Below are 22,987 nucleotides of genomic sequence, written 5' to 3'. Positions count from 1 at the left end.
TTGTGTATGCATTAATATAAATATGTATTTTAATTGATATATATTTAAAAATTTTTATTCTTGATAAACACATTATCAGTTTTCATAAAAAATAATAAAATTTGGATGTCATTGTATGGATCAAAACCCACAATCACAACTTAAGCGTCTTGTTACACATGGTAAAGAACAAGGTTATTTAACTTATGCCGAAGTTAATGATCATCTACCAGAAGATATTGTAGATTCTGAACAAATTGATGATATAATCCAGATGATTAATGATATGGGAATTCCAGTTGTTGAAGAGGCACCGGATGCTGATGATTTAATTTTAAATGAAATACATACAGATACAGATGAAGATGCAGTAGAAGCAGCTACACAAGTTTTATCTAGTGTGGAATCAGAAATAGGACGTACTACTGACCCTGTAAGAATGTATATGCGTGAAATGGGTACCGTTGAATTATTAACACGAGAAGGTGAAATTGATATAGCTAAAAGAATTGAAGAAGGCATAAATCAAGTACAGTGTTCAGTGTCAGAATATCCAGAAGCTATTACATATCTTCTTGAACAATATGATCGCATTAAAACAGGAGAAATAAGATTATCAGATATTATTACTGGTTTTGTAGATCCAAATGCAGAAGAAGTCTTCTCTCCTACGGCTATGCATATTGGTTCAGAATTATTAGAAGACATACAAAATAGTGAGGAAGAAGATCATAATGAAAATCAAACAGAAGATGAAGATGAAAATAGTATTGATCCAGAATTGGCAAACGAAAAATTCTCTGAATTAAGAAAGCAATATAATAATACAAATAATGTAATAAAAAAGAAAAATAGAACACATAAAGATTCATTATTAGAAATATATAATCTTTCAGAAGTTTTTAAACAATTTCGATTAGTTCCAAAACAATTTGATCATTTAGTAAACAACATGCGTTATATGATGGAAAAAGTTAGAACTCAAGAACGTATAATTATGAAATTATGTGTTGAAAAATGCAAAATGCCAAAAAAAATATTTATGAAAATTTTTCCAGAATATAATATTAATTGTGACTGGTTTACAGAAGCACAAAAAGCACAACAACCATGGTCTGAGCATTTAAAAAAAATTCAAGAAGAAATTTTTTTTAGTATAAAAAAATTAGTGCAAATAGAAAGAGAAACTGGACTAACTATTGCTCAAGTAAAAGATATTAACAAAAGAATGTCAATTGGAGAAGCTAAAGCAAGAAGAGCAAAAAAAGAAATGGTAGAAGCTAACTTAAGACTAGTCATTTCAATTGCAAAAAAATACACAAATAGAGGATTACAATTTTTAGATTTAATTCAAGAAGGAAACATTGGTTTAATGAAAGCTGTAGATAAATTTGAATATCGTCGCGGCTATAAATTTTCAACATACGCTACTTGGTGGATTCGACAAGCTATCACTCGATCAATTGCAGATCAAGCACGTACTATTAGAATTCCAGTACATATGATTGAAACAATTAATAAGCTAAATCGTATTTCTAGACAAATGTTACAAGAAATAGGTCGAGAACCTACCCCGGAAGAATTATCTGAAAAAATGCTTATACCCGAAGATAAGATTAGAAAAGTGTTAAAAATTGCGAAAGAACCAATTTCAATGGAAACTCCTATAGGAGACGATGAAGATTCTCATCTAGGTGACTTTATCGAAGATACTTCTCTAGAATTACCTTTAGAATCTGCAACATCTGAAAGTTTACGATCTGCAACGCATGACGTTTTATCTGGATTAACAGCTCGTGAAGCTAAAGTATTACGTATGAGATTTGGAATTGATATGAATACTGATCATACTTTAGAAGAAGTGGGAAAACAATTTGATGTAACTAGAGAAAGAATAAGGCAAATCGAAGCAAAAGCACTAAGAAAGCTACGTCATCCAAGTAGATCAGAAATATTACGTAGTTTTTTGGATGATTAAATCAATATTATAAAATAAAGCTTCTGTGTAAAAATACTGATTACAGTTTTTAAATCACAACAGAAGTTTTATTTTATATGAACAAAACCATCAAATACCTGCTCCATATCCCAAACTATTTGTGATAGATAATGCATGATCTTCATATGTCTTAGAAGATATTTTTTTGCTATCTAATTTACTTACAATTTTCGCCGGAACTCCTGCAACTGTAACGTATGAAGGAATATTATTCAATACTATTGAACCAGCACCGATTTTTGATTGCATGCCCACTTCAATATTACCTAAAATTTTTGCTCCAGCTCCTATTATAACTCCTTTTCGAATAATAGGATGTCTATTTTTACAAAAATTTTTACCAGTAGCACCTAAAGTAACTGAATGAAAAATAGAAACATCATCTTCTACAATTGCAGTCTCTCCAATGACAATGCCAGTAGCGTGATCTAGCATAACACCAGAACCAATCAATGCAGCAGGATGAATATCTACCGAAAAAACAGAAGACATTCTACTTTGCAAATATAAAGATAATGAAGTTTTTTTAAGATTCCATAGGTAATGACTTAATCTATAAGATTGCAATGCATGAAATCCTTTTAAATATAAAAATGGAACTAAATAATTGTTTACCGATGGATCTCGCTCTAGTATAGCTTTTAAATCTGTAAGAATCATTTTTAAAATCGAAATATTATTCAAGTAAATATCATTAAATATTTCTTGAATATTATTTTCAAAAACAGTAGAACTAGATAATTTATTAGATAATATATAACTTAAAGCATGAGTGATGTTTTTATGTTGTAATATGTTATTTTTATAAAAATTTGATAAAATCGGTTCTTGTTTAGATAAATAAGAAACTTCAACTCTTATTTGGTTCCAAATTTCTGATATTTCTACAATACACAAGATTATTTCTCCTAATAAAAATATATGCTATTTTTTTAAACACAATTATTTTTATATTGAGTGAAAATAGAACATAAATTATATCTATATTTTTTGTTGTTGACGTTTTAGATGATCAAAGTAAAGAAAATCAAAATCTACAGGATCAAGATTAATTTGTGGAAAACTCGCATATGCAACTAAAGTTGATATACAGGATCGAGCATATGGAAATAAAATATTTGGACAGTAAGCATGCAGGCAATATTTCAATTTTTTTTCTTTAAAATTACAAATAAAAAATATGCCAGCTTGATCTACGTCACATGCAAAAAGCACTAATTTTTCAGTTTTTACTATTATTTTAATTTTTAAAATAACTTCAAAGACATCACTCTTGATTTTTTTAGAAACAGTGTTCAAATCCAATTCAATAGTAGGTTCTAATATTTTATCAAATACATTAGGTGAATGAGGAACCTCAAAAGATACATCTTTTATGTAAAGACGTTGAATTTTAAAAATTTTTTGTGATTTTTTTTCTTCCAACATAATATATATCCAAAAAAAAATAATTATTACATCAATATTAAAACGTTTTTATCGAACATAGTAATAAGTGCATAGGCTATATTATTATAATTTATTTATCTTTATTAGTCAGTGGCAAATGATTAATATCCCAACCATAAATTCCATCTTTTAAAATATAAACATCTTTAAAACCTTGTTTTGACAAAATATTCATACAAACATGACGGTCATTCATGTCATTCAAAATTAAAATAATAGGATTCATTTTATATACTTGTATATCTTGTAGATATTCTAAAAACATTGTTTTTAGAGGAAAATGAACAGAATTAACAATGTGTCCTGTCTTAAATATTTCTTGATCACGTGTATCAATAACGGTAGCTCGACTATAATTTATTAGTTTTATTGCTTGCATATTATCAATCATGTTATTGTATGAAAAATAAGTCTTCATGATAAAATACAACGAGAAAAAAAGAAAAATAATCCATAAAACAAACAGAACAGAATGTTCTTGTAAAAAAAATACAATGTCTTGCATAAATAATATATCCTTATTTTTTAGAACAAAACTCTGTTGAAGCAAGATTATTAACTTAGCATTTAAATGATTTTTTTAAATGCAAGTTAACGAATAATACTAAAAAATGAAAATGATCATATTCATGAAAAAAATAAGTAAAAAATTTAAATAATGTTTAATCGTTTTTTTTCTTTCATAATTGCTTGACTGGTTTGTTTTGGTGCTACACCGCCTTGAGAACATCTTTTATTTAGACATGCTTCCAAAGTAATATGCTGATATATATCATCTTCAATTAAGTTACTATAAATTTGGAAAGTAGATAGTTGTAATGAACTTAAAGACTGTTTACGAGAAATTGCATGCAATACTAATCGACCAGTTATATCATGAGCTTCACGAAAAGCAACACCTTTTTTGACTAAATAATCTGCAACCTCTGTTGCGTTAGAATACCCTTTTTCCGCAGCTTGTCGACATGAAATATGTTTTATTTTTATATTTTTTAAAACCAATATTGCCATAAACAAACAATTATTCCATGTTTCTATAGCATCAAACAAACATTCTTTATCTTCTTGCATATCTTTATTATAAGATAAAGGAAGCGATTTTAAAACTGTTAAAATAGAAAACAAAGATCCATATACCCGTCCACATTTCGCACGAATCAGTTCTAATCCATCTGGATTTTTCTTTTGAGGCATTAAAGAAGAACCCGATGTAATCGAATCAGATAGTTCAATAAAATTCGCTTCACCAGAATTAAAAAAGATCAAATCTTCAGAAAATCTTGATAAATGCATCATACCAATTGAAGATACAGATAAAATCTCAACAATATAATCTCGATCAGATACACTATCTAATGCATTGTTAGTAGCAGATGCAAAACCCATTGATAATGCTAGTTTTTTACGATCAATATTCCACGCTGTCCCTGATAAAGCACCTGAACCTAAAGGACTTATATTCAACCTTTTTAAAACATCCTTTAAACGACTAAAATCTCTTTTAAGCATTTCTACATAAGCTAGACACCAATAAGCAAAAGTAATAGGTTGAGCACGTTGTAAATGAGTATAACCCGGCATGATAACGTGTTCATTAGCTTCAGCGATAACAATAAAGTTTTTTTGTAATTCAATAATATTTTCTAATAATAAATATATTTTATTTTTGCACCATAATTTCAGATCCGTTGTAATTTGATCGTTTCTACTTCGACCAGTGTGCAATTTTTTTCCAAGCTTTCCAATTTTTTTGATTAAACTAGCCTCTACCCAACTGTGAACGTCTTCATAACTAGTGTTAAGAATAATTTTAGTATCGTCTTGAATCTCTCTTAGCAAAACAAGAAGTGCAGATTCTATTATATTTTGTTCATCTGAGGTAAGTATATTACTTTTCATTAATGCTTGAGACCAAGAAATTGAAGCTTTTATATCTTCTTTGACTAAAATATAATCAAAAGTTAAAGATTTGTTGAATTTTTTAAAAAATGCATCTGATTCATGAATGAATCTTCCACCCCAAAGCGTCATATATATTCTCTATAAATAAAAAGATCAAATAAAATCTATATTTAAATCACTTAATTTGTGTTATTGAACGTATTCTTGAAGAAAGAGTAAAAAGACGAATAAAACCTTGAGCATCAGATTGATTGTATACTTCATCTTTTCCAAATGTAGCATATTCTAAAGAATACAATGAATTCGGAGATTTTTTCTGAACAGCAGTAACATTACCTTTATATAATTTTAATTTTACTTCTCCATTAATTGCAGCAGACAATTCATTAGCTGCAGCCTGCAAGGATTTTCGTATTGGAGAAAACCAGCGACCATCATATATAACTGAGGCCATTTCTAATCCAATCTTCTCTCTCCAATGTAAACTTTCTCTATCTAAAACTAGCTGCTCAATAGCTTTAATAGCTGTTGTAATAATGGTGCCTCCAGGTGTTTCATAACAACCTCTAGATTTAATTCCAATTAATCGATTTTCAACGATATCCACTCGTCCAATACCATGTTTTGAACCCAATTCATTTAATTTTTCAACACATTTTAATGGACTTAATGTTTCATGATTAACGGATACAACACAACCTTTTTTTATAACCAATGAAATATATTCAGATTTTTCGGGAGCATTTTCAGGATCTACTGTCCAATTCCAACAACCTTCATTAGATAGATTCCATGGATCTTCGAGTAGCCCTCCTTCTGTAGAAATATGCCAAGCATTTTCATCTTTGCTATAAATTTTTTCTAATGTTGCGGTAATAGAAATATTTCTTTCTTTTAAATATTGTAATAAAGATTCTCTTGAGTGCAAGTTCCATTCACGCCATGGCGCTATAACATGTAAGTTGGGAGCTAATGCTGCATAAGCCATTTCAAATCGCACTTGATCGTTGCCTTTTCCAGTAGCACCATGACATACTGCATCTGCTCCTATATTTAATGCTAACTCTACTTGCTTTTGTGCGATAATAGGCCTTGCTAATGCAGTTCCTAATAAATAATTTCCTTCATATACAGCGCCAGTTTTTAACACTGGATAAACGTAGTCTCTAATAAATTCGTCTTTTAAATCAAATACATGACAACTAGATGCCCCTGATTCTAAAGATTTTTTTTCAATACCGTCTAAATCTTTTTGAGATTGTCCTATATTGGCTACAAACGCAATAACTTCAACATTATAATTCTCTTTTAGCCAGGGGATGATTGCTGAAGTATCCAAACCTCCAGAATATGCTAAAACTACTTTTTTATTTTTTTTCATAATATTTAAACCTATTATTAAATGTTATACAATAAAAAATATTTTTTCTCTATTACTGTGTTGTTAAAAAATTATTTCAATATAATGAAAAATTTTTGAACAAAATGTTATTAATATAATTTAATCAAAACTTATTACATTACAATTAAATAATATTAATTTTGATTGTTACTCATTTTTTAAAAGAACAAATTAATAAAAAAATAATAATATCAATAATATTTCATGCTAGAAACCACAATAAAATAGAATATATATTAATACTTATTGAAATAGTAATATAAATAATCTTTTTCAAAAAAGACAGAAAAAGTCACAAAATATACTCACACTAATAATAATAGTTTCATTTAAAAAATTCTTTATTTTTTTAAAAAACATTAATAATACGTTCATATTAATGTAATATTTAATCAAAAATAGAAAAATAAAAATTGACATAAAAATTTTTTAATTTTAACAAAATGAAAAGAGATACATTCAATATTATCGTTATTCGTAATATTTTTAAGGCCGTTCTAATTTTCAAATACATTCATGTGACCCTTTAAATGATATGTTTTCATACATTCATCTGTCTCATACTTATAAAATGAATATTAGTGGCATGATAGTCTTTTAATATGTTCTTTGTTATTCTAAAATATACATTATAACGTTATGTAAAGTACATTTGATTACTTTATAAAAAATTTTATCTATTTAAAAAATGTTAAATAATGTATTTTTAAAAAAAAATAAAACAACAGTAAGTGTTTTTAATATCAAAAAAATAACCTTGAATTAAAATTTTAAACTTGATTCTGAATATGAAAAGATGTCTTGTGTCTTTTTTTAAATGATCACTTAATATCAAGAATAAATTATCAAAATATCTAAAAATGTTGTATAGTATAATTAAAGATTATTATTGAAAAAATACTTAATAGTATTTTGATTTAATATAAATTTTTAACTATATTTTTATTTTTAACATTTATAGCTGTAAAAAAATCATGCAATTAAAATATCTTTATTTATTATAAACCTAACATATGACATACAACGTACACTATTTCAGATTTGTTCAATGTATAAAAATGAAAATTCTTTACTCCTTCACGAGATAGAACTTTTACCATATCCAAAACTATACTACAACCAATAAATTGTTGAGTTACTAGATCACTATTTAATCCATAAAATATCTCAAACATCCAATTAGGAATTGTGACATTCGTCATTTTTGAAAAACGTTGCAATTGGTTAAAACTGTACACCGGCAAAATACCAGGTATGATTTCAACATGAATTTTATTTTTAACACAATTATCTCTAAAATATAAATAATGTTCTACATTAAAGAAAAACTGCGTGATAGCTCGATTTGCACCGGCATCAATTTTTTTTTTTAAATTCATGATGTCACATTGAACATTTTTTGACTCAGGATGCAATTCAGGATAAGCGGCTACCGCAATATCAAAGTTTTCTATTTTTTTTAACAAATTAACTAAATCTACAGCATACATATGATGTTTATAATTTTTTTCTGATGTATCACCCCTTAAGGCAATGATACTTTTGATACCATTATTCCAATACTCTTCTGCTGTTTTTTTTAATTCTTTTGTAGAAGTATTGACACAAGTTAAGTGCGCAGCCGTATTAATTCCTGTCTTTTTGTATATTTTTTTTACAAAATCATACGTTTTTTGACGTTCTCCATTGTTTGCTCCATGTGTAACAGAAAAAAATGTTGGTTTTAATTTGCTGAGTTTTTCAACAACATGCCAAAAATGTTCCTCTGCAATAGAATTTTTTGGAGGAAACAATTCAAAAGAACACTTGATGCAATGACGAATATTATCTCTTCTTTGATATATCATGTCTTGATGATACTGTGAAACGGTATACATTTTTAAGCTCCATTAATATAATGAACATCTTAATTATAAAAAACTAATTTATTTTCTTTCTGTTGATAAGAAAAAATTATTATATTCCATGAAACAATTAGATAATATTATTAAATCCAATATGTATCAAAAATCTCATTTGTATAGTCCATCTTTAAAGAATTTAAACACATTTGCAATCGATGTAACAGCAAAAAAAATTATTTTTGTAAAAACTATTCAATCTCTAATTGTAACGGTACAACATTGCAAATGTACTCATACTCCTTATATAATTTTAGGAGAAGGTAGCAACATACTTTTTTTAGAAAATTATGCAGGAGTTGTTATTATTAATAGAATCAAAGGAATGAAAATAACAGACAAAAATAAATTTTGGCTATTACATATTTTATCAGGAGAGAAATGGCATGATGTAGTAAAATATACTTTGAAATGCAATATCTTTGGATTAGAAAATTTAGCTTTAATCCCTGGTTGTATAGGATCTGCTGCAATTCAAAATATCGGTGCATACGGTTTAGAATTTAAAGATATCTGTTTATATGTTGACATGTTATGTTTAAAAAGCTACAAAATTCATCGAATTGATGTCAATAGTTGTGAATTTTCTTATCGCAGTAGTATTTTTAAACATAAATATAATATCGATTGCTTTATTATTGCAGTAGGAATAAAATTAACAAAAAAATGGACGCCTATTATTTTTCCATTATTAAATGTCAATTATAATACTCAAATAAAAAATCTCACACCCTATAAAATTTTTTCTGAAATATGTAAAATTCGAACAAAGAATTTACCAAATCCTAAAAAAATTGGTAACGCAGGGAGCTTTTTTAAAAATCCTATTATTACAAAACAACAAGCAAATAAGATGTTATCTTTATATAATCTTCCATGCTACCCACAAGAAAACGGACTCATAAAAATTTCTGGTGGTTGGTTAATTCAAAAATATCGATTTAAAAATATAAATATTGGCGATGCTGCCATCCATAAAAAGAAAAAATTAATACTAATCAATAAAAAAAATGCAACAGCTAATGAAATAATAAATCTGGCTATAATTATACATAACGGAATTATGAGAAAATTTAATATATTTTTAGAACCTGAAGTAGATTTTATTGGCATTAAAGGGAAAGTTCATCCATCAAAAATTTTTAAATCGTAATTAAAAAAAATACTTTCATATTATTCAGAATTATTTTTATAAAATACTTGCAATAATAATGAAAAATATTATAATATTATAATCAAAATTCTTTAAAAAAATGCCGGCTTAGCTCAGCAGGCAGAGCAACTGACTTGTAATCAGTAGGTCACCAGTTCAATTCCGGTAGCCGGCAAGAAAATGCTGTTTAGGTGGGGTTCCCGAGCGGCCAAAGGGAGCAGACTGTAAATCTGCCGTCATAGACTTCGAAGGTTCGAATCCTTCTCCCACCAAAAATGCGGACATCGTATAAAGGCTATTACCTCAGCCTTCCAAGCTGAAGATACGGGTTCAATTCCCGTTGTCCGCTAAAAAATTTTAATAGATTGCTGATATGGCTCAGTTAGGTAGAGCACACCCTTGGTAAGGGTGAGGTCCCCAGTTCAATTCTGGGTATCAGCATATTTTTTAAAAACTCTTAACAATCTATCATAAATCTCACCCTTTTTTTAATTTTTAAATTAAATTATTCTAAATTTCTTCATAAAACAGCTAAAAATGCTTAAAAAAATTAACAATTTTTAAAAAATGTAATGTTTTAAAAAAATAAAAAATGAATATGTATCATATATTTTTATATTTTTATAACGTTAGGAGAAATAATGATAAAAAAAACTCATCGAAAGATGTGTGCCATTTTAGAAAAAATAAAATGGTTGTCCATACTAATACTGTTATTCATGTCATTTTTAATTAATTATTACTTTTATACAACAAAATTTTTTATTCGTTTATGTATTTTTATTTTTTTCAGCATATGTGCAATTAAGATTTTTCTCTGCACAAAACAAGGAAAATATATTTTTTCACATATAAAATCACTACAACAAGAAATAGAAAAAATAGCATTTCCTAAATATAAAGACACTTTATACACTACTCTCATCGTGATAGTGATAACAATTATTATGTCTCTTATTTTATGGGCATTAGATAACATTATATTGCGTTTAATAACAATGATTATTGGTTTAAGGTTCTAAAAATGTCTGAAAGAAAAAAAAAAAAATGGTACGTATTGCAAGCTTTTTCCGGATTTGAAAGTCGTGTAGCACAATCAATAAAAGAATATGTTAAATTAAATAAAATGGATGATTTCTTCGGAGAAGTGATGGTTCCTTCACAAGAAGTAGTTGAAATTCGCTCAGGACAACGTAGGAAAAGCGAATATAAATTTTTTCCTGGATATGTCCTGATTCAAATGATCATGACAGATTCTACATGGCATTTAATAAGAAAAATTCCCAGAGTACTAGGTTTTATTGGAGGCAAATCTGATAAACCCTCACCAATTAGTGATAAAGAAGTAGAAATTATAGTGAATAGATTAAAACAAATTGGGGATAAACCTAGACCGAAAACTTTATTTGAACCAGGAGAAATGATTCGAGTGAATGATGGGCCTTTTGCAGATTTTAATGGAGTCGTAGAAGAAGTTGATTATGAAAAAAGCAGACTAAAAGTTTCTGTATCAATTTTTGGAAGGTCTACCCCTGTAGAATTAGATTTTAGACAAGTTGAAAAAAACTAAACAGATTTAAAAAAAATATCTTAAATATACTCGAGAAAAAAATGGCTAAAAAAATACAATCTTATATTAAACTGCAGGTCTCAGCAGGAATGGCTAGTCCTAGTCCACCTATAGGACCGGCATTAGGTCAGAAAGGTCTAAATATTATGGATTTTTGTAAAACATTTAACAAAAAAACAGAAAATATGGAAAAAGGACTTCCTATACCCGTCGTTATTACAGTATATTCAGATCGTTCCTTTTCATTTATAACAAAAACACCGCCGGCATCAATTTTATTAAAAAAATTCTCTGGAATTAAATCAGGATCGAATAAAGCAAAATTAAGTTCAATAGGAAAAATTAATCGTTCTCAAATTGAAGAAATTGCAAAAATTAAGAAAAGTGATATGACTGGATCTAATATCCAAAGCATGATGCGTTCTATTGAAGGAACAGCTAAATCTATGGGATTAATTATTGAGGAATAAAATGAGAAAAATTAGCAAACGCATGAAAAATATCAAAAATAATATTGATTCAGAAAAGTTATATCCTCTTGAAGAAATTATTTCTTTATTAAAGAAATCATCAAAAGTAAAATTTAAAGAAAGCATTGATATTGCTATTAATTTAGGAATAAACGCTAAAAAATCTGATCAAAATATACGTGGTTCAACAATATTACCACATGGTATCGGACGTGCTATAAAAGTAGCAGTATTTACTCAAGGTGATAATGTTGAAAAAGCTAAAAAATCTGGTGCAGAACTAGTAGGAATGGAAGATTTAGTTGAAAAAATAAAAAAAGAAGGAATAAATTTTAATGTAGCTATTGCTTCACCAGATGCAATGAAAATTGTTACACAGTTAGGACAAATATTAGGACCGCGTAATTTAATGCCAAATCCAAAATTTGGAACAGTTACAGAAAATATTTCTGAAGCCGTTAAAAACGCAAAAAATGGACAAATAAGATACAGAAACGATAAAAATGGAATAGTACATGCTACTATTGGTCGCGTTGATTTTGAAAAGGATCTCATAAAAAAGAATTTTGATGTATTTTTGGAATCAATAAAAAAATCAAAACCACCTCAATCTAAAGGAACATATATCAAGAAAATTGTTTTATCGACTACTATGGGAATAGGATTAACAATTGATCCATCAAGTTTAAGTTTTTGAAAAAAGCATTTTATCTTTACGCTAGAAAAAAAGTTATCTATAATAATAACCCCTTTCAATCAAAAATATAAAAAATTTTTATTAAAAACCCTGCTTATAATCAGATACTGGTAGTAGCATAACATAATTGTTACAAAAATTATTTTTATGGTTATAACACTACATATAAATTATAAAAAATAATCACGATATTTTTGTTTTTTATCATAAAATTTATTATAAATTATTTTTCTCTAAATTACACTAAGGAGAATGGAATAACAATGCCTTTAAATCTTGATAAAAAAAAAATAATTGTTTCGAACATTAACAAAATATCTAATACCGCGCTATCAGCTATTACTGCGGATACCCAAGGTATCGCAGTCAATGACATAAATGAATTGAGAAGATCCGGAAGAAAGATAGGAGTTAAAATGAGTATTGTTCAAAATACTTTACTATCTTTAGGAATACAAAACACAAGTTTTGCGTGTTTAAAAAAAAAAATAAAAGGTTCTACTTTCATAGCTTATTCAACCCAACATCCCGGAAGTGGTGCTCGATTATTTAAAGATTTTTCAAAAATAAACCCGCGTTTTAAAATTACTGGAGCAGCTTTTGAAGGAAAATTACTCTCAATCTTAGAAATTAATCAACTAGCAGATATGCCAACGTATAACGAAGCAATTATAAAAGTTTTATTTGTATTAAAAATGGCATCTGCTGGTAAACTCATTAGTATATTATCAGCTATAAAAAAGCAAAAAGAAACCTCTTAAAGGTTATTATTTTTGATGTATGAACAAACATCTAAAAATAATTCTAATTCTTATTAGGAATTATTGTCATGTCTATTACTAAAGAACAAATATTAGAAGCTGTATCAGAAATGTCAGTAATGAATGTTGTAGAGCTTATATCAGCTATGGAAGAAAAATTTGGAGTGTCAGCTGACATCTCAAAACACTCTAATAACACGCATGAACATGCTGTAGAAGAAAAAACGGAATTTGACATTTTTTTGAAAGCTATTGGGCCTAATAAAGTATCAGTTATTAAAACTGTACGAAGTGCAACTGGATTAGGACTAAAAGAAGCAAAAGATTTAGTAGAATCTGCCCCAATCGTTTTAAAAGAAAACATCAGTAAGGAAGATGCGGAATCACTTAAAAAAACATTAGAAGATGTTGGTGCCGAAATCGAAATTAAATAAAAAATAACAATTGATAATTTAATTAATTTTCAAGAACGGCTGGTGATTTTTTTATTCACCGGCCTTTTTGATTAAAATTTTTTTCATTCATTCTAAATAAACATTTTTACATTCTCTACATAATTAACAACCGTTTCCTCTTTCAGATAAAAGACTGTGTTCTTTTGATTTTATCTATGAACGAACTTAGGAATTCTATGGATTACTCTTACACCGAAAAAAAACGAATTCGTAAAGATTTTGGTAAACGTCCTCAGGTTCTGGATATACCTTATCTTCTTTCTATTCAATTAGATTCTTTCAAAAAATTTATTCAACCGGATTTAAAAGGGCAACAAGGATTAGAAGCAGCATTTCGTTCGGTTTTTCCAATACGAAGCTATAATGGCAATTCTGAACTGCAATATGTTAGTTATCGTTTAGGCAAAGCTATTTTTGATGTCAAAGAATGTCAAATTAGGGGTGCTACTTATTCGGCTGCACTCAGAGTAAAACTGCGTCTTGTAATTTATGAACGTGATATATTAGAGGCAACCGTCAAAGATATTAAAGAACAAGAAGTGTACATGGGTGAAATTCCACTAATGACAAATAATGGGACATTTATAGTAAATGGCACAGAACGAGTCGTAGTGTCTCAATTACATCGCAGTCCTGGCGTTTTTTTTGATAGCGATAAAGGCAAAACACATTCCTCAGGAAAAGTTTTATATAATGCACGTATTATTCCATATAGAGGTTCGTGGTTAGATTTTGAATTTGATCCAAAAGATAATTTGTTTGTAAGAATTGATAGACGTAGAAAATTACCAGTAACAGTTATTTTACGAGCTTTAGATTATAATATAGAAGAAATATTAAATTTATTTTTTGAAAAAAATATTTTTAAATTACAAGAAAATACCATTGAACTAAAACTAGTTCCAGAAAGACTGCGTGGTGAAACTGCATCATTTAATATTGAAAAAAATGGAAAAATATATGTAGAAAAAGGTCGTCGCATCACTGCTAAACACATTCAGGAACTAAAAAATGATCAAATAAATTCTATTGTAGTACCGAATGAATACATTTTAGGTCGAATCGTATCTAAAAATTATTTTGATATAACAGGTGAAATGATTATTTCTGCTAATACAGAATTATCATTAGAAATTTTAGCAAAGTTAAAACAATCAGGTTTTACAACGATTGAAACACTTTTTACTAATGATTTAGATCATGGTCCTTATATATCAGAAACACTTAGAATAGATTCTGCTCATGATCGCATGAGTGCATTAATAGAAATTTATCGAGTAATGAGACCTGGAGAACCACCTACTAAAGAAGCTACAGAAAATTTGTTTGAAAACTTATTTTTTTCTGAAGATAGATATGATCTTTCTTCTGTTGGTAGAATGAAATTTAATCGATCTTTGCTACGTAAAGATATTAAAGGTTTAGGTACGTTAAATAAAGAAGATATAATTGATGTTATAAAAAAAATCATTGATATTAGAAATGGTAAGGGAGAAGTGGATGATATCGATCATTTAGGAAATAGACGTATTAGATCTGTAGGAGAAATGGCAGAAAATCAATTTAGAATTGGTTTAGTACGAGTAGAACGTACGGTTAAAGAACGATTATCTATAGGTGATTTAGATACGTTAATGCCACAAGATATGATTAATGCTAAACCCATCTCAGCAGCCGTAAAAGAATTTTTTGGTTCTAGTCAATTATCTCAGTTTATGGATCAAAATAATCCATTATCAGAAATTACACATAAAAGAAGAATTTCAGCTTTAGGACTAGGAGGTTTGACTAGAGAAAGAGCAGGTTTTGAAGTTAGAGACGTTCATCCTACTCATTATGGACGAGTCTGTCCTATAGAAACACCAGAAGGCCCGAATATTGGACTGATTAATTCTTTGTCTGTATATGCAAGAACAAATGTATATGGTTTTCTAGAAACACCTTATAGGAAAGTTCAAAACGGTTTAGTAACTCAAGAAATACATTATTTATCTGCTATTGAAGAAGGGAATTACATTATTGCACAAGCTAATACGAATATTGATAAAAAAGGGTACTTTACTGATGATTTAGTAACCTGTAGACATAAAGGAGAGTCTAGTCTATTTAATCGCAATCAAGTTAACTATATGGATGTTTCTACACAGCAAATTGTATCAGTTGGTGCATCTTTAATTCCGTTCCTCGAACACGATGATGCGAATCGCGCTTTGATGGGTGCGAATATGCAACGTCAAGCTGTTCCTACTTTAAAAACTGATAAACCGTTAGTAGGAACAGGAATGGAAAGAGCAGTAGCAGTAGATTCAGGCGTGACAGTAGTATCTAAAAGAAGTGGTTTTGTACAATATGTTGACGCTTCTAGAATCGTAGTAAAAATTCAAGAACAAGAAAAAGACTTAGAAGAAGCGGGAATAGATATTTATAACTTAACTAAATATACTAGATCTAATCAAAATACGTGTATCAATCAAAAACCTTGTGTCAAGTTAGGTGAAATAATTAAAAAAGGTGATGTACTCGCAGATGGCCCGTCTACTGATTTAGGAGAACTTGCATTAGGACAGAATATGCGAGTAGCATTTATGCCTTGGAATGGATATAACTTTGAAGATTCTATTTTAGTTTCGGAAAGAGTTGTCCAAGAAGATCGTTTTACTACTATTCACATTCAAGAACTATCTTGCATATCAAGAGATACAAAACTAGGACCAGAAGAAATTAGTGCAGATATACCTAATGTAGGAGAAGCTGCTTTATCTAAATTAGACGAATCAGGTATTGTATATATTGGAGCAGAAGTCGCTGGAGGTGATATATTAGTAGGAAAAGTGACACCAAAAGGAGAAACACAGCTGACACCAGAAGAAAAGTTATTACGTGCTATTTTTGGTGAAAAAGCATCGGATGTAAAAGATTCTTCATTACGTGTTCCCAATGGTGTATCTGGAACCGTTATAGATGTGCAAATATTTACTCGCGATGGCGTAAAAAAAGATAAAAGAGCTGTAGAAATTGAAGATATGCAGCTCAAAAAAGTGAAAAAAGATCTTACTGAAGAATTTAAGATATTTGAATCTAGTTTGTTTGCACATATAAAAAACACTCTTATTTCTTTTGATATAAAAGAAGAAAATTTAAATCAATTACCCTATGAAAAATGGTCGTCCATTGAAATAAAAAAAACAGAAAACAAAAAAGAAATAGAAAAACTTTTTAAACAACATAATCAATTAAAAGAAACATTTAATAAAAAAATTGAAATACAAAGAAAAAAAATTACACAAGGAGATGACCTTGCTCCAGGAGTATTAAAAATTGTAAAAGTATATTTAGCAGTGAAACGTCAGATTCAACCCGGTGATAAGATGGCTGGAAGACACGGAAACAAAGGAGTAATTTCAAAAATTAACCCTATTGAAGATATGCCTTATGATGAAAACGGTATACCGGTAGATATTGTTTTAAACCCATTAGGGGTTCCTTCACGTATGAATATTGGACAAATATTGGAAACACATTTAGGTATGGCAGCAAAGGGTATCGGTGATAAAATTAACACTATGCTTAAAGAGCAAAAAAAAATATCTCATTTAAGAACATTTATTCAAAAAGCATTTAATCTAGGAAATAATTTACGACAACAAATCAATTTAGAAACCTTTTCTAATGAAGAAATCTTATGTTTAGCCCATAATTTAAAAAATGGCATGCCTATAGCCACTCCTGTTTTTGATGGAGCTCAAGAACATGAAATCAAACAATTATTAAAATTCGCCGATTTACCTACTTCAGGTCAAATTACGCTGTTTGATGGAAGAACAGGAGAAAAATTTGAAAGACCAGTGACAGTAGGTTATATGTACATGTTAAAATTAAATCATTTAGTAGATGATAAAATGCATGCTCGTTCTACTGGTTCTTATAGTTTAGTAACTCAACAACCATTAGGGGGAAAAGCTCAATTTGGTGGACAACGTTTTGGTGAAATGGAAGTTTGGGCACTAGAAGCGTATGGAGCGTCTTATACATTACAAGAAATGTTAACTGTAAAATCTGACGATGTCAATGGAAGAACTAAAATGTACAAAAATATTGTAGATGGAAACCATCAAATGGAACCTGGAATGCCAGAATCTTTTAATGTTTTATTAAAAGAGATTCGATCATTAGGCATTAACATTGAATTAGAAAGTGAATAATTTATTTCAAAAACATCTTTTAGATTCATTACCTTAAAAAGGTTTACTCCGACGGGAGCTAATGCGTGAAAGATTTATTAAAATTTTTAAAATCCCAAACTAAAAATGAAGATTTTGATGCAATTAAAATTTCGTTAGCCTCACCTGATATGATAAGATCTTGGTCATTTGGTGAGGTAAAAAAACCTGAAACTATCAATTATCGAACATTTAAACCAGAACGAGATGGATTATTTTGTGCTCGTATTTTTGGTCCTGTAAAAGATTATGAATGTTTGTGTGGTAAGTATAAAAGACTCAAACACCGAGGTGTTATTTGTGAAAAATGTGGTGTTGAAGTAACACAAAGTAAAGTTAGAAGAGAGCGAATGGGGCATATAGAACTATCTTCACCAACAGCACACATTTGGTTTTTAAAATCCTTACCATCACGAATTGGCTTACTATTAGATATGCCTTTAAGAGATATTGAAAGAGTACTATATTTTGAATCTTATGTTGTTCTAGAATCGGGAATGACCAGCCTTGAAAAACGTCAAATCTTAACAGAAGAACAATACTTAGATGCATTAGAAGAATTTGGAGATGAATTTCATGCTAATATGGGGGCAGAAGCAATTCAATTTTTATTAAAAGATATCAATCTCGTTCAAGAATGTGATACGTTAAGAATTGAATTAAACGAAACCAATTCTGAAACAAAAAGAAAAAAGCTCACAAAAAGAATTAAACTATTAGAAGCTTTCATTCAATCTCATAACAAACCTGAATGGATGATTCTTAATGTGTTACCGATTCTGCCACCTGATCTGAGACCTTTAGTTCCATTAGATGGAGGGCGATTTGCTACATCAGATTTAAATGATTTATATCGCAGAGTGATTAATAGAAACAATCGTCTTAAACGTTTATTAGATTTAGCAGCTCCAGATATTATTGTCAGAAATGAAAAAAGAATGCTACAAGAAGCAGTTGATGCTTTATTAGATAACGGACGAAGAGGACGAGCAATTACCGGATCAAATAAAAGACCGCTTAAATCATTAGCTGATATGATTAAAGGGAAACAAGGACGATTTCGTCAAAATCTTTTAGGAAAAAGAGTGGATTACTCTGGTCGTTCAGTTATTACTGTAGGCCCATATCTTCATTTACATCAATGCGGATTACCTAAAAAAATGGCTTTAGAGCTTTTTAAGCCTTTTATATATGGAAAATTAGAAGTACGAGGTTTAGCTACTACTATCAAAGCCGCTAAAAAAATGGTAGAACGAGAAGAATCTATAGTCTGGGATATTTTAGATGAAGTCATTCGTGAACATCCAGTTCTTCTAAACCGTGCGCCTACACTACATAGATTAGGAATACAAGCATTTGAACCAGTTTTAATAGAAGGTAAAGCTATCCAACTGCACCCATTGGTTTGTGCAGCTTATAATGCTGATTTTGATGGAGATCAAATGGCGGTGCATGTCCCGTTAACTCTAGAATCACAATTAGAAGCTCGAGCATTAATGATGTCAACTAATAATATTTTGTCTCCAGCAAATGGAGAACCTATTATTGTTCCATCTCAAGATGTAGTATTAGGGTTATATTACATGACTCGTGAAAAAATTAATGGAAAAGGCGAAGGAATGTTTTTAAAAGATACTAATGAGGCTGAAAAAGTATACCGTTTAGGCATTGCAGAACTGCATTCATTGGTAAAAGTACGAATAGTAGAATACAAAAAAGATGCAGATAATGATTTTATACCAATTGAAAAAATAATTCACACGACTATAGGTAGAGCAATTTTATGGATGATTGTTCCAAAAGGATTACCTTTTAACATTGTAAATCAAACTTTAGGTAAAAAAGATATTTCTAAAATGATCAATACTTGTTATCGCATTTTAGGACTTAAACCAACTGTAGTTTTTGCTGACCAGATTATGTATACTGGCTTTGCTTATGCTGCAAGATCTGGTGCTTCAGTTGGTATCGATGATATGGTTATACCAGAACAAAAAGCAAATATCATTAATGATGCTGAAATTGAAGTTGCTGAAATACAAGAACAGTTTCAATCAGGATTGGTTACAGCAGGAGAAAGATATAATAAAGTCATTGATATTTGGGCTGCAGCTAATGAAAGAGTCGCTAAAGCAATGATGAAAAATTTATCTACAGAATCTGTAATTGACAAATCCGGAGAACAAAAAAAACAAATATCTTTTAATAATATATTTATGATGGCAGATTCAGGAGCTCGTGGCTCTGCTGCTCAAATTCGTCAATTAGCTGGAATGCGCGGTTTAATGGCAAAACCTGACGGTTCTATCATTGAAACTCCAATTACAGCAAATTTTAGAGAAGGTTTAAACGTACTTCAATATTTTATTTCGACTCATGGAGCACGAAAAGGATTAGCAGATACAGCATTAAAAACTGCTAATTCTGGATATTTAACACGTCGTCTTGTGGATGTTGCTCAAGATTTAGTTGTAACTCAAGATGATTGTAAAACACACGAAGGTATTTTAATGACACCTCTCATTGAAGGAGGAGATGTTAAAGAACCCTTAAGAGAACGTGTTTTAGGTCGTGTTACTGCTGAAAATGTGATTGTTCCAAATACTAATACTGTCTTGATCAAACGAAACACATTGCTTAATGAACAATGGTGTGACATTTTAGAAAATAATTCTATAGACAATGTGAAAGTGAGATCAGTAGTAAATTGTGACACAGATTTCGGTGTATGTGCTTACTGTTATGGAAGAGATTTAGCTCGTGGAAATTTAGTAAATAAAGGAGAAGCGATTGGGGTTATTGCAGCTCAGTCTATAGGAGAACCTGGTACACAACTTACAATGAGAACTTTTCATATCGGTGGTGCAGCATCAAGAGCAGCAGCAGAATCTAGTATACAAATCAAAAATCAAGGTATTATCAGTCTTCACAATGCAAAATTTGTCACTAATTCTACAGGAAAAATAGTTATTACTTCTAGAAATGTAGCACTGAACATAATCGATAATTTTGGTAGAACAAAAGAAAGCTATAAAGTTCCTTATGGTGCAATCATGGCTAAAGGACATGGTGCCACGGTTAAATCTGGAGAAACCGTAGCAAAATGGGATCCACATACAATGCCTGTTATAACTGAAGTAAATGGGTTAGTCCGTTTTGTAGATATGATCGATGGTCAAAGCATTATAAGACAGGCAGATGAACTAACAGGGTTATCTTCTATCGTTATACTAGACACAGCAGAAAGAACATCAATCGGCAAAGATTTAAGACCTGCATTAAAAATAATTGATCATAATGGAGATGATGTTCTTATATCAGGAACAGATATGCCTGCACAATATTTTTTACCTGGAAAGGCTATTGTACAACTTGATGATGGAGTAGAAATTAGTTCAGGTGATACTTTAGCACGAGTACCGCAAGAATCAGGTGGAACTAAAGATATAACTGGTGGACTACCAAGGGTTGCAGATTTATTTGAAGCTAGAAGACCAAAAGAATTAGCTATTTTAGCTGAAATCAGTGGCATTATTTCTTTTGGAAAAGAAACTAAAGGCAAAAGAAGATTAGTTATTACACCATTAGATGGTAATAATACTTATGAAGAAATGATTCCAAAATGGAGACAACTAAACGTATTTGAAGGAGAACGAGTAGAAAGAGGAGATGTCGTATCTGATGGACCAGAATCTCCACATGATATTCTTCGTCTAAGAGGTGTTCAAGCTGTAACAAAATATATTGTAAACGAGGTACAAGAAGTATATCGTTTGCAGGGTGTAAAAATTAATGATAAACATATTGAAGTAATTATCAGACAAATGCTTCGAAAAGCTACCATATCAAAATCAGGAGATTCTAATTTTTTAGAGGGTGAACAAGTAGAATTTTCACGAATAAAAATTTCAAATCGTCTTTTACGTCAAAATAGCAAAATTTTAGCAACTTATTCACGAGATTTATTAGGTATTACAAAAGCATCTCTTGCAACAGAATCTTTTATATCAGCAGCATCGTTTCAAGAAACAACAAGAGTATTAACCGAATCTGCAGTGGCAGGAAAAAAAGATGAATTAAGAGGATTAAAAGAAAATGTGATTGTTGGACGTTTGATCCCTGCAGGAACAGGATATGCATATCATAAAGAACGTTTCAATCGTCGTCAAAAAAAACACAATAATTCTACAGTAAGTAACTCTGCTATTAGTGCTGAAGAAGCTTCTGCTAGTCTTTCAGAGCTATTAAATTCCACTCTTAAACAATAAAAAATTTTTTAATATTTCTTTAATATTTCGACACCATGGCTGCTCTGAACAGCAGCCAACGAAAAATTTGATAAATTATATTAATGATGAAGAATATTAGTTAGTATAATGAAATATTATGCATTTGTTTAAAAAATGATAGAGATATAAATATCTTAAAATACTAATGAGTTTTTCAAATAAAAATACAATAATATTACATTATACTTTTGAGTATTATACTAAAGATATTATGTTCAATATAATAAAAAATATTTAACAAATTTATTCACATCGTAAATATAATTTTTATAACATTTTTTAATTCTATTTATATATTATATATTCAAAAAATCTTAAACTAAAAGTTTTTGCATTCATTTTTTGCATTTATTTTTTCATAAAATTTTATCTCTAATTTCATTTAAAAAATTTAAATATATCATTGGTTTTTAAATATTAAAAAAGGAAAAATAATGAATAAAACTCAATTGATTGATATCATTTCTAAGAAATCTAATTTATCTAAGACACAGGCTAAATCTACTCTAGAAGCAACACTATCGACTATTATTCACTCTTTAAAAAAAGGAGAGCCTGTACAAATAGTTGGATTTGGTACTTTTAAGGTCAATTTACGTGCATCCCGTATAGGCAGGAATCCTCAAACAGGAAAAGAAATACACATTCCTGCTACAAAAGTACCAAGCTTTACATCAGGAAAAACATTAAAAAATGCAATCAAATAACACAAACTTTAAAAATATTTAAAGGGGCATTGT

General features: G+C 29.4%; 17 protein-coding genes and 4 tRNA genes. 15 read left to right on the top strand and 6 right to left on the bottom strand.

Going from position 1 to position 22,987, the window contains the following annotated elements:
• Nucleotides 1-115: 115 nt before the first annotated feature.
• Complete coding sequence (gene rpoD / locus D9V69_RS00260; protein ID WP_158356352.1) at nucleotides 116-1,957, top strand: RNA polymerase sigma factor RpoD; 1,842 nt, start codon at nucleotides 116-118, stop codon at nucleotides 1,955-1,957.
• A 90-nt stretch (nucleotides 1,958-2,047) separates the two neighbouring features.
• Here rpoD and cysE read toward each other — a convergent pair whose 3' ends face one another.
• The 6 genes from cysE to metF form a co-directional block, all read right to left on the bottom strand.
• Complete coding sequence (gene cysE / locus D9V69_RS00255; RefSeq protein ID WP_158356351.1) at nucleotides 2,048-2,875, bottom strand: serine O-acetyltransferase; 828 nt, start codon at nucleotides 2,873-2,875, stop codon at nucleotides 2,048-2,050.
• 84 nt (nucleotides 2,876-2,959) lie between these two features.
• Entirely contained in the window at nucleotides 2,960-3,406 is a 447-nt protein-coding gene (gene secB / locus D9V69_RS00250; RefSeq protein WP_158356350.1) for a protein-export chaperone SecB, read from the bottom strand.
• 91 nt (nucleotides 3,407-3,497) lie between these two features.
• The gene (locus tag D9V69_RS00245) at nucleotides 3,498-3,932 is read right to left on the bottom strand and encodes a rhodanese-like domain-containing protein (protein WP_158356349.1); all 435 of its coding nucleotides are present in this window, start codon (nucleotides 3,930-3,932) and stop codon (nucleotides 3,498-3,500) included.
• A 146-nt stretch (nucleotides 3,933-4,078) separates the two neighbouring features.
• The gene (gene argH / locus D9V69_RS00240) at nucleotides 4,079-5,458 is read right to left on the bottom strand and encodes an argininosuccinate lyase (protein WP_158356348.1); all 1,380 of its coding nucleotides are present in this window, start codon (nucleotides 5,456-5,458) and stop codon (nucleotides 4,079-4,081) included.
• A 46-nt stretch (nucleotides 5,459-5,504) separates the two neighbouring features.
• Entirely contained in the window at nucleotides 5,505-6,710 is a 1,206-nt protein-coding gene (locus tag D9V69_RS00235) for an argininosuccinate synthase (protein ID WP_158356347.1), read from the bottom strand.
• A 1,019-nt stretch (nucleotides 6,711-7,729) separates the two neighbouring features.
• Nucleotides 7,730-8,608 carry a methylenetetrahydrofolate reductase gene (gene metF, locus D9V69_RS00230; protein WP_158356346.1) on the bottom strand — a complete coding sequence of 293 codons (879 nt, stop codon included), beginning with the start codon at nucleotides 8,606-8,608 and terminating at the stop codon, nucleotides 7,730-7,732.
• Nucleotides 8,609-8,729: 121 nt separating this feature from the next.
• Between metF and murB the strand changes: the two genes are divergently transcribed.
• The 14 genes from murB to D9V69_RS00160 all read left to right on the top strand — a co-directional run bounded on the left by murB (nucleotide 8,730) and on the right by D9V69_RS00160 (nucleotide 22,954).
• The gene (gene murB, locus D9V69_RS00225; RefSeq protein ID WP_158356841.1) at nucleotides 8,730-9,785 is read left to right on the top strand and encodes a UDP-N-acetylmuramate dehydrogenase; all 1,056 of its coding nucleotides are present in this window, start codon (nucleotides 8,730-8,732) and stop codon (nucleotides 9,783-9,785) included.
• Nucleotides 9,786-9,887: 102 nt separating this feature from the next.
• Nucleotides 9,888-9,960: transfer RNA gene (locus tag D9V69_RS00220), tRNA-Thr, on the top strand.
• A 15-nt stretch (nucleotides 9,961-9,975) separates the two neighbouring features.
• Nucleotides 9,976-10,057: transfer RNA gene (locus tag D9V69_RS00215), tRNA-Tyr, on the top strand.
• A 5-nt stretch (nucleotides 10,058-10,062) separates the two neighbouring features.
• A tRNA-Gly gene (locus tag D9V69_RS00210) sits at nucleotides 10,063-10,134 on the top strand.
• A gap of 18 nt (nucleotides 10,135-10,152) precedes the next feature.
• Nucleotides 10,153-10,226 (top strand) — tRNA-Thr (locus D9V69_RS00205).
• A gap of 200 nt (nucleotides 10,227-10,426) precedes the next feature.
• On the top strand, nucleotides 10,427-10,807 hold the full coding sequence (gene secE / locus D9V69_RS00200; protein WP_158356345.1) for a preprotein translocase subunit SecE: 381 nt from the start codon (nucleotides 10,427-10,429) through the stop codon (nucleotides 10,805-10,807).
• 2 nt (nucleotides 10,808-10,809) lie between these two features.
• Entirely contained in the window at nucleotides 10,810-11,355 is a 546-nt protein-coding gene (gene nusG, locus D9V69_RS00195; protein ID WP_158356344.1) for a transcription termination/antitermination protein NusG, read from the top strand.
• Nucleotides 11,356-11,396: 41 nt separating this feature from the next.
• Entirely contained in the window at nucleotides 11,397-11,825 is a 429-nt protein-coding gene (gene rplK, locus D9V69_RS00190; protein WP_158356343.1) for a 50S ribosomal protein L11, read from the top strand.
• 1 nt (nucleotide 11,826) lies between these two features.
• Nucleotides 11,827-12,522: a 50S ribosomal protein L1 gene (gene rplA / locus D9V69_RS00185; protein WP_158356342.1), complete on the top strand. Its 696-nt coding sequence runs from the start codon at nucleotides 11,827-11,829 to the stop codon at nucleotides 12,520-12,522.
• Between the two features lie 263 nt (nucleotides 12,523-12,785).
• Nucleotides 12,786-13,283 carry a 50S ribosomal protein L10 gene (rplJ, locus tag D9V69_RS00180; RefSeq protein ID WP_158356341.1) on the top strand — a complete coding sequence of 166 codons (498 nt, stop codon included), beginning with the start codon at nucleotides 12,786-12,788 and terminating at the stop codon, nucleotides 13,281-13,283.
• A 68-nt stretch (nucleotides 13,284-13,351) separates the two neighbouring features.
• Entirely contained in the window at nucleotides 13,352-13,717 is a 366-nt protein-coding gene (gene rplL / locus D9V69_RS00175; RefSeq protein ID WP_158356340.1) for a 50S ribosomal protein L7/L12, read from the top strand.
• Between the two features lie 197 nt (nucleotides 13,718-13,914).
• Nucleotides 13,915-17,940: a DNA-directed RNA polymerase subunit beta gene (gene rpoB / locus D9V69_RS00170; protein ID WP_158356339.1), complete on the top strand. Its 4,026-nt coding sequence runs from the start codon at nucleotides 13,915-13,917 to the stop codon at nucleotides 17,938-17,940.
• A 65-nt stretch (nucleotides 17,941-18,005) separates the two neighbouring features.
• Entirely contained in the window at nucleotides 18,006-22,226 is a 4,221-nt protein-coding gene (gene rpoC, locus D9V69_RS00165; protein WP_158356338.1) for a DNA-directed RNA polymerase subunit beta', read from the top strand.
• A gap of 452 nt (nucleotides 22,227-22,678) precedes the next feature.
• Nucleotides 22,679-22,954 (top strand): HU family DNA-binding protein, encoded by a 276-nt coding sequence (locus D9V69_RS00160; protein ID WP_410051806.1) that lies wholly within the window; start codon nucleotides 22,679-22,681, stop codon nucleotides 22,952-22,954.
• The last annotated feature ends 33 nt before the right edge of the window (nucleotides 22,955-22,987 follow it).

Origin of the sequence: Buchnera aphidicola (Hyadaphis tataricae) (assembly GCF_005081445.1) — a bacterium.
Classification (GTDB): Bacteria; Pseudomonadota; Gammaproteobacteria; order Enterobacterales; family Enterobacteriaceae; genus Buchnera; species Buchnera aphidicola_AE.
This window is presented reverse-complemented; position numbering and strand designations above follow the sequence as displayed.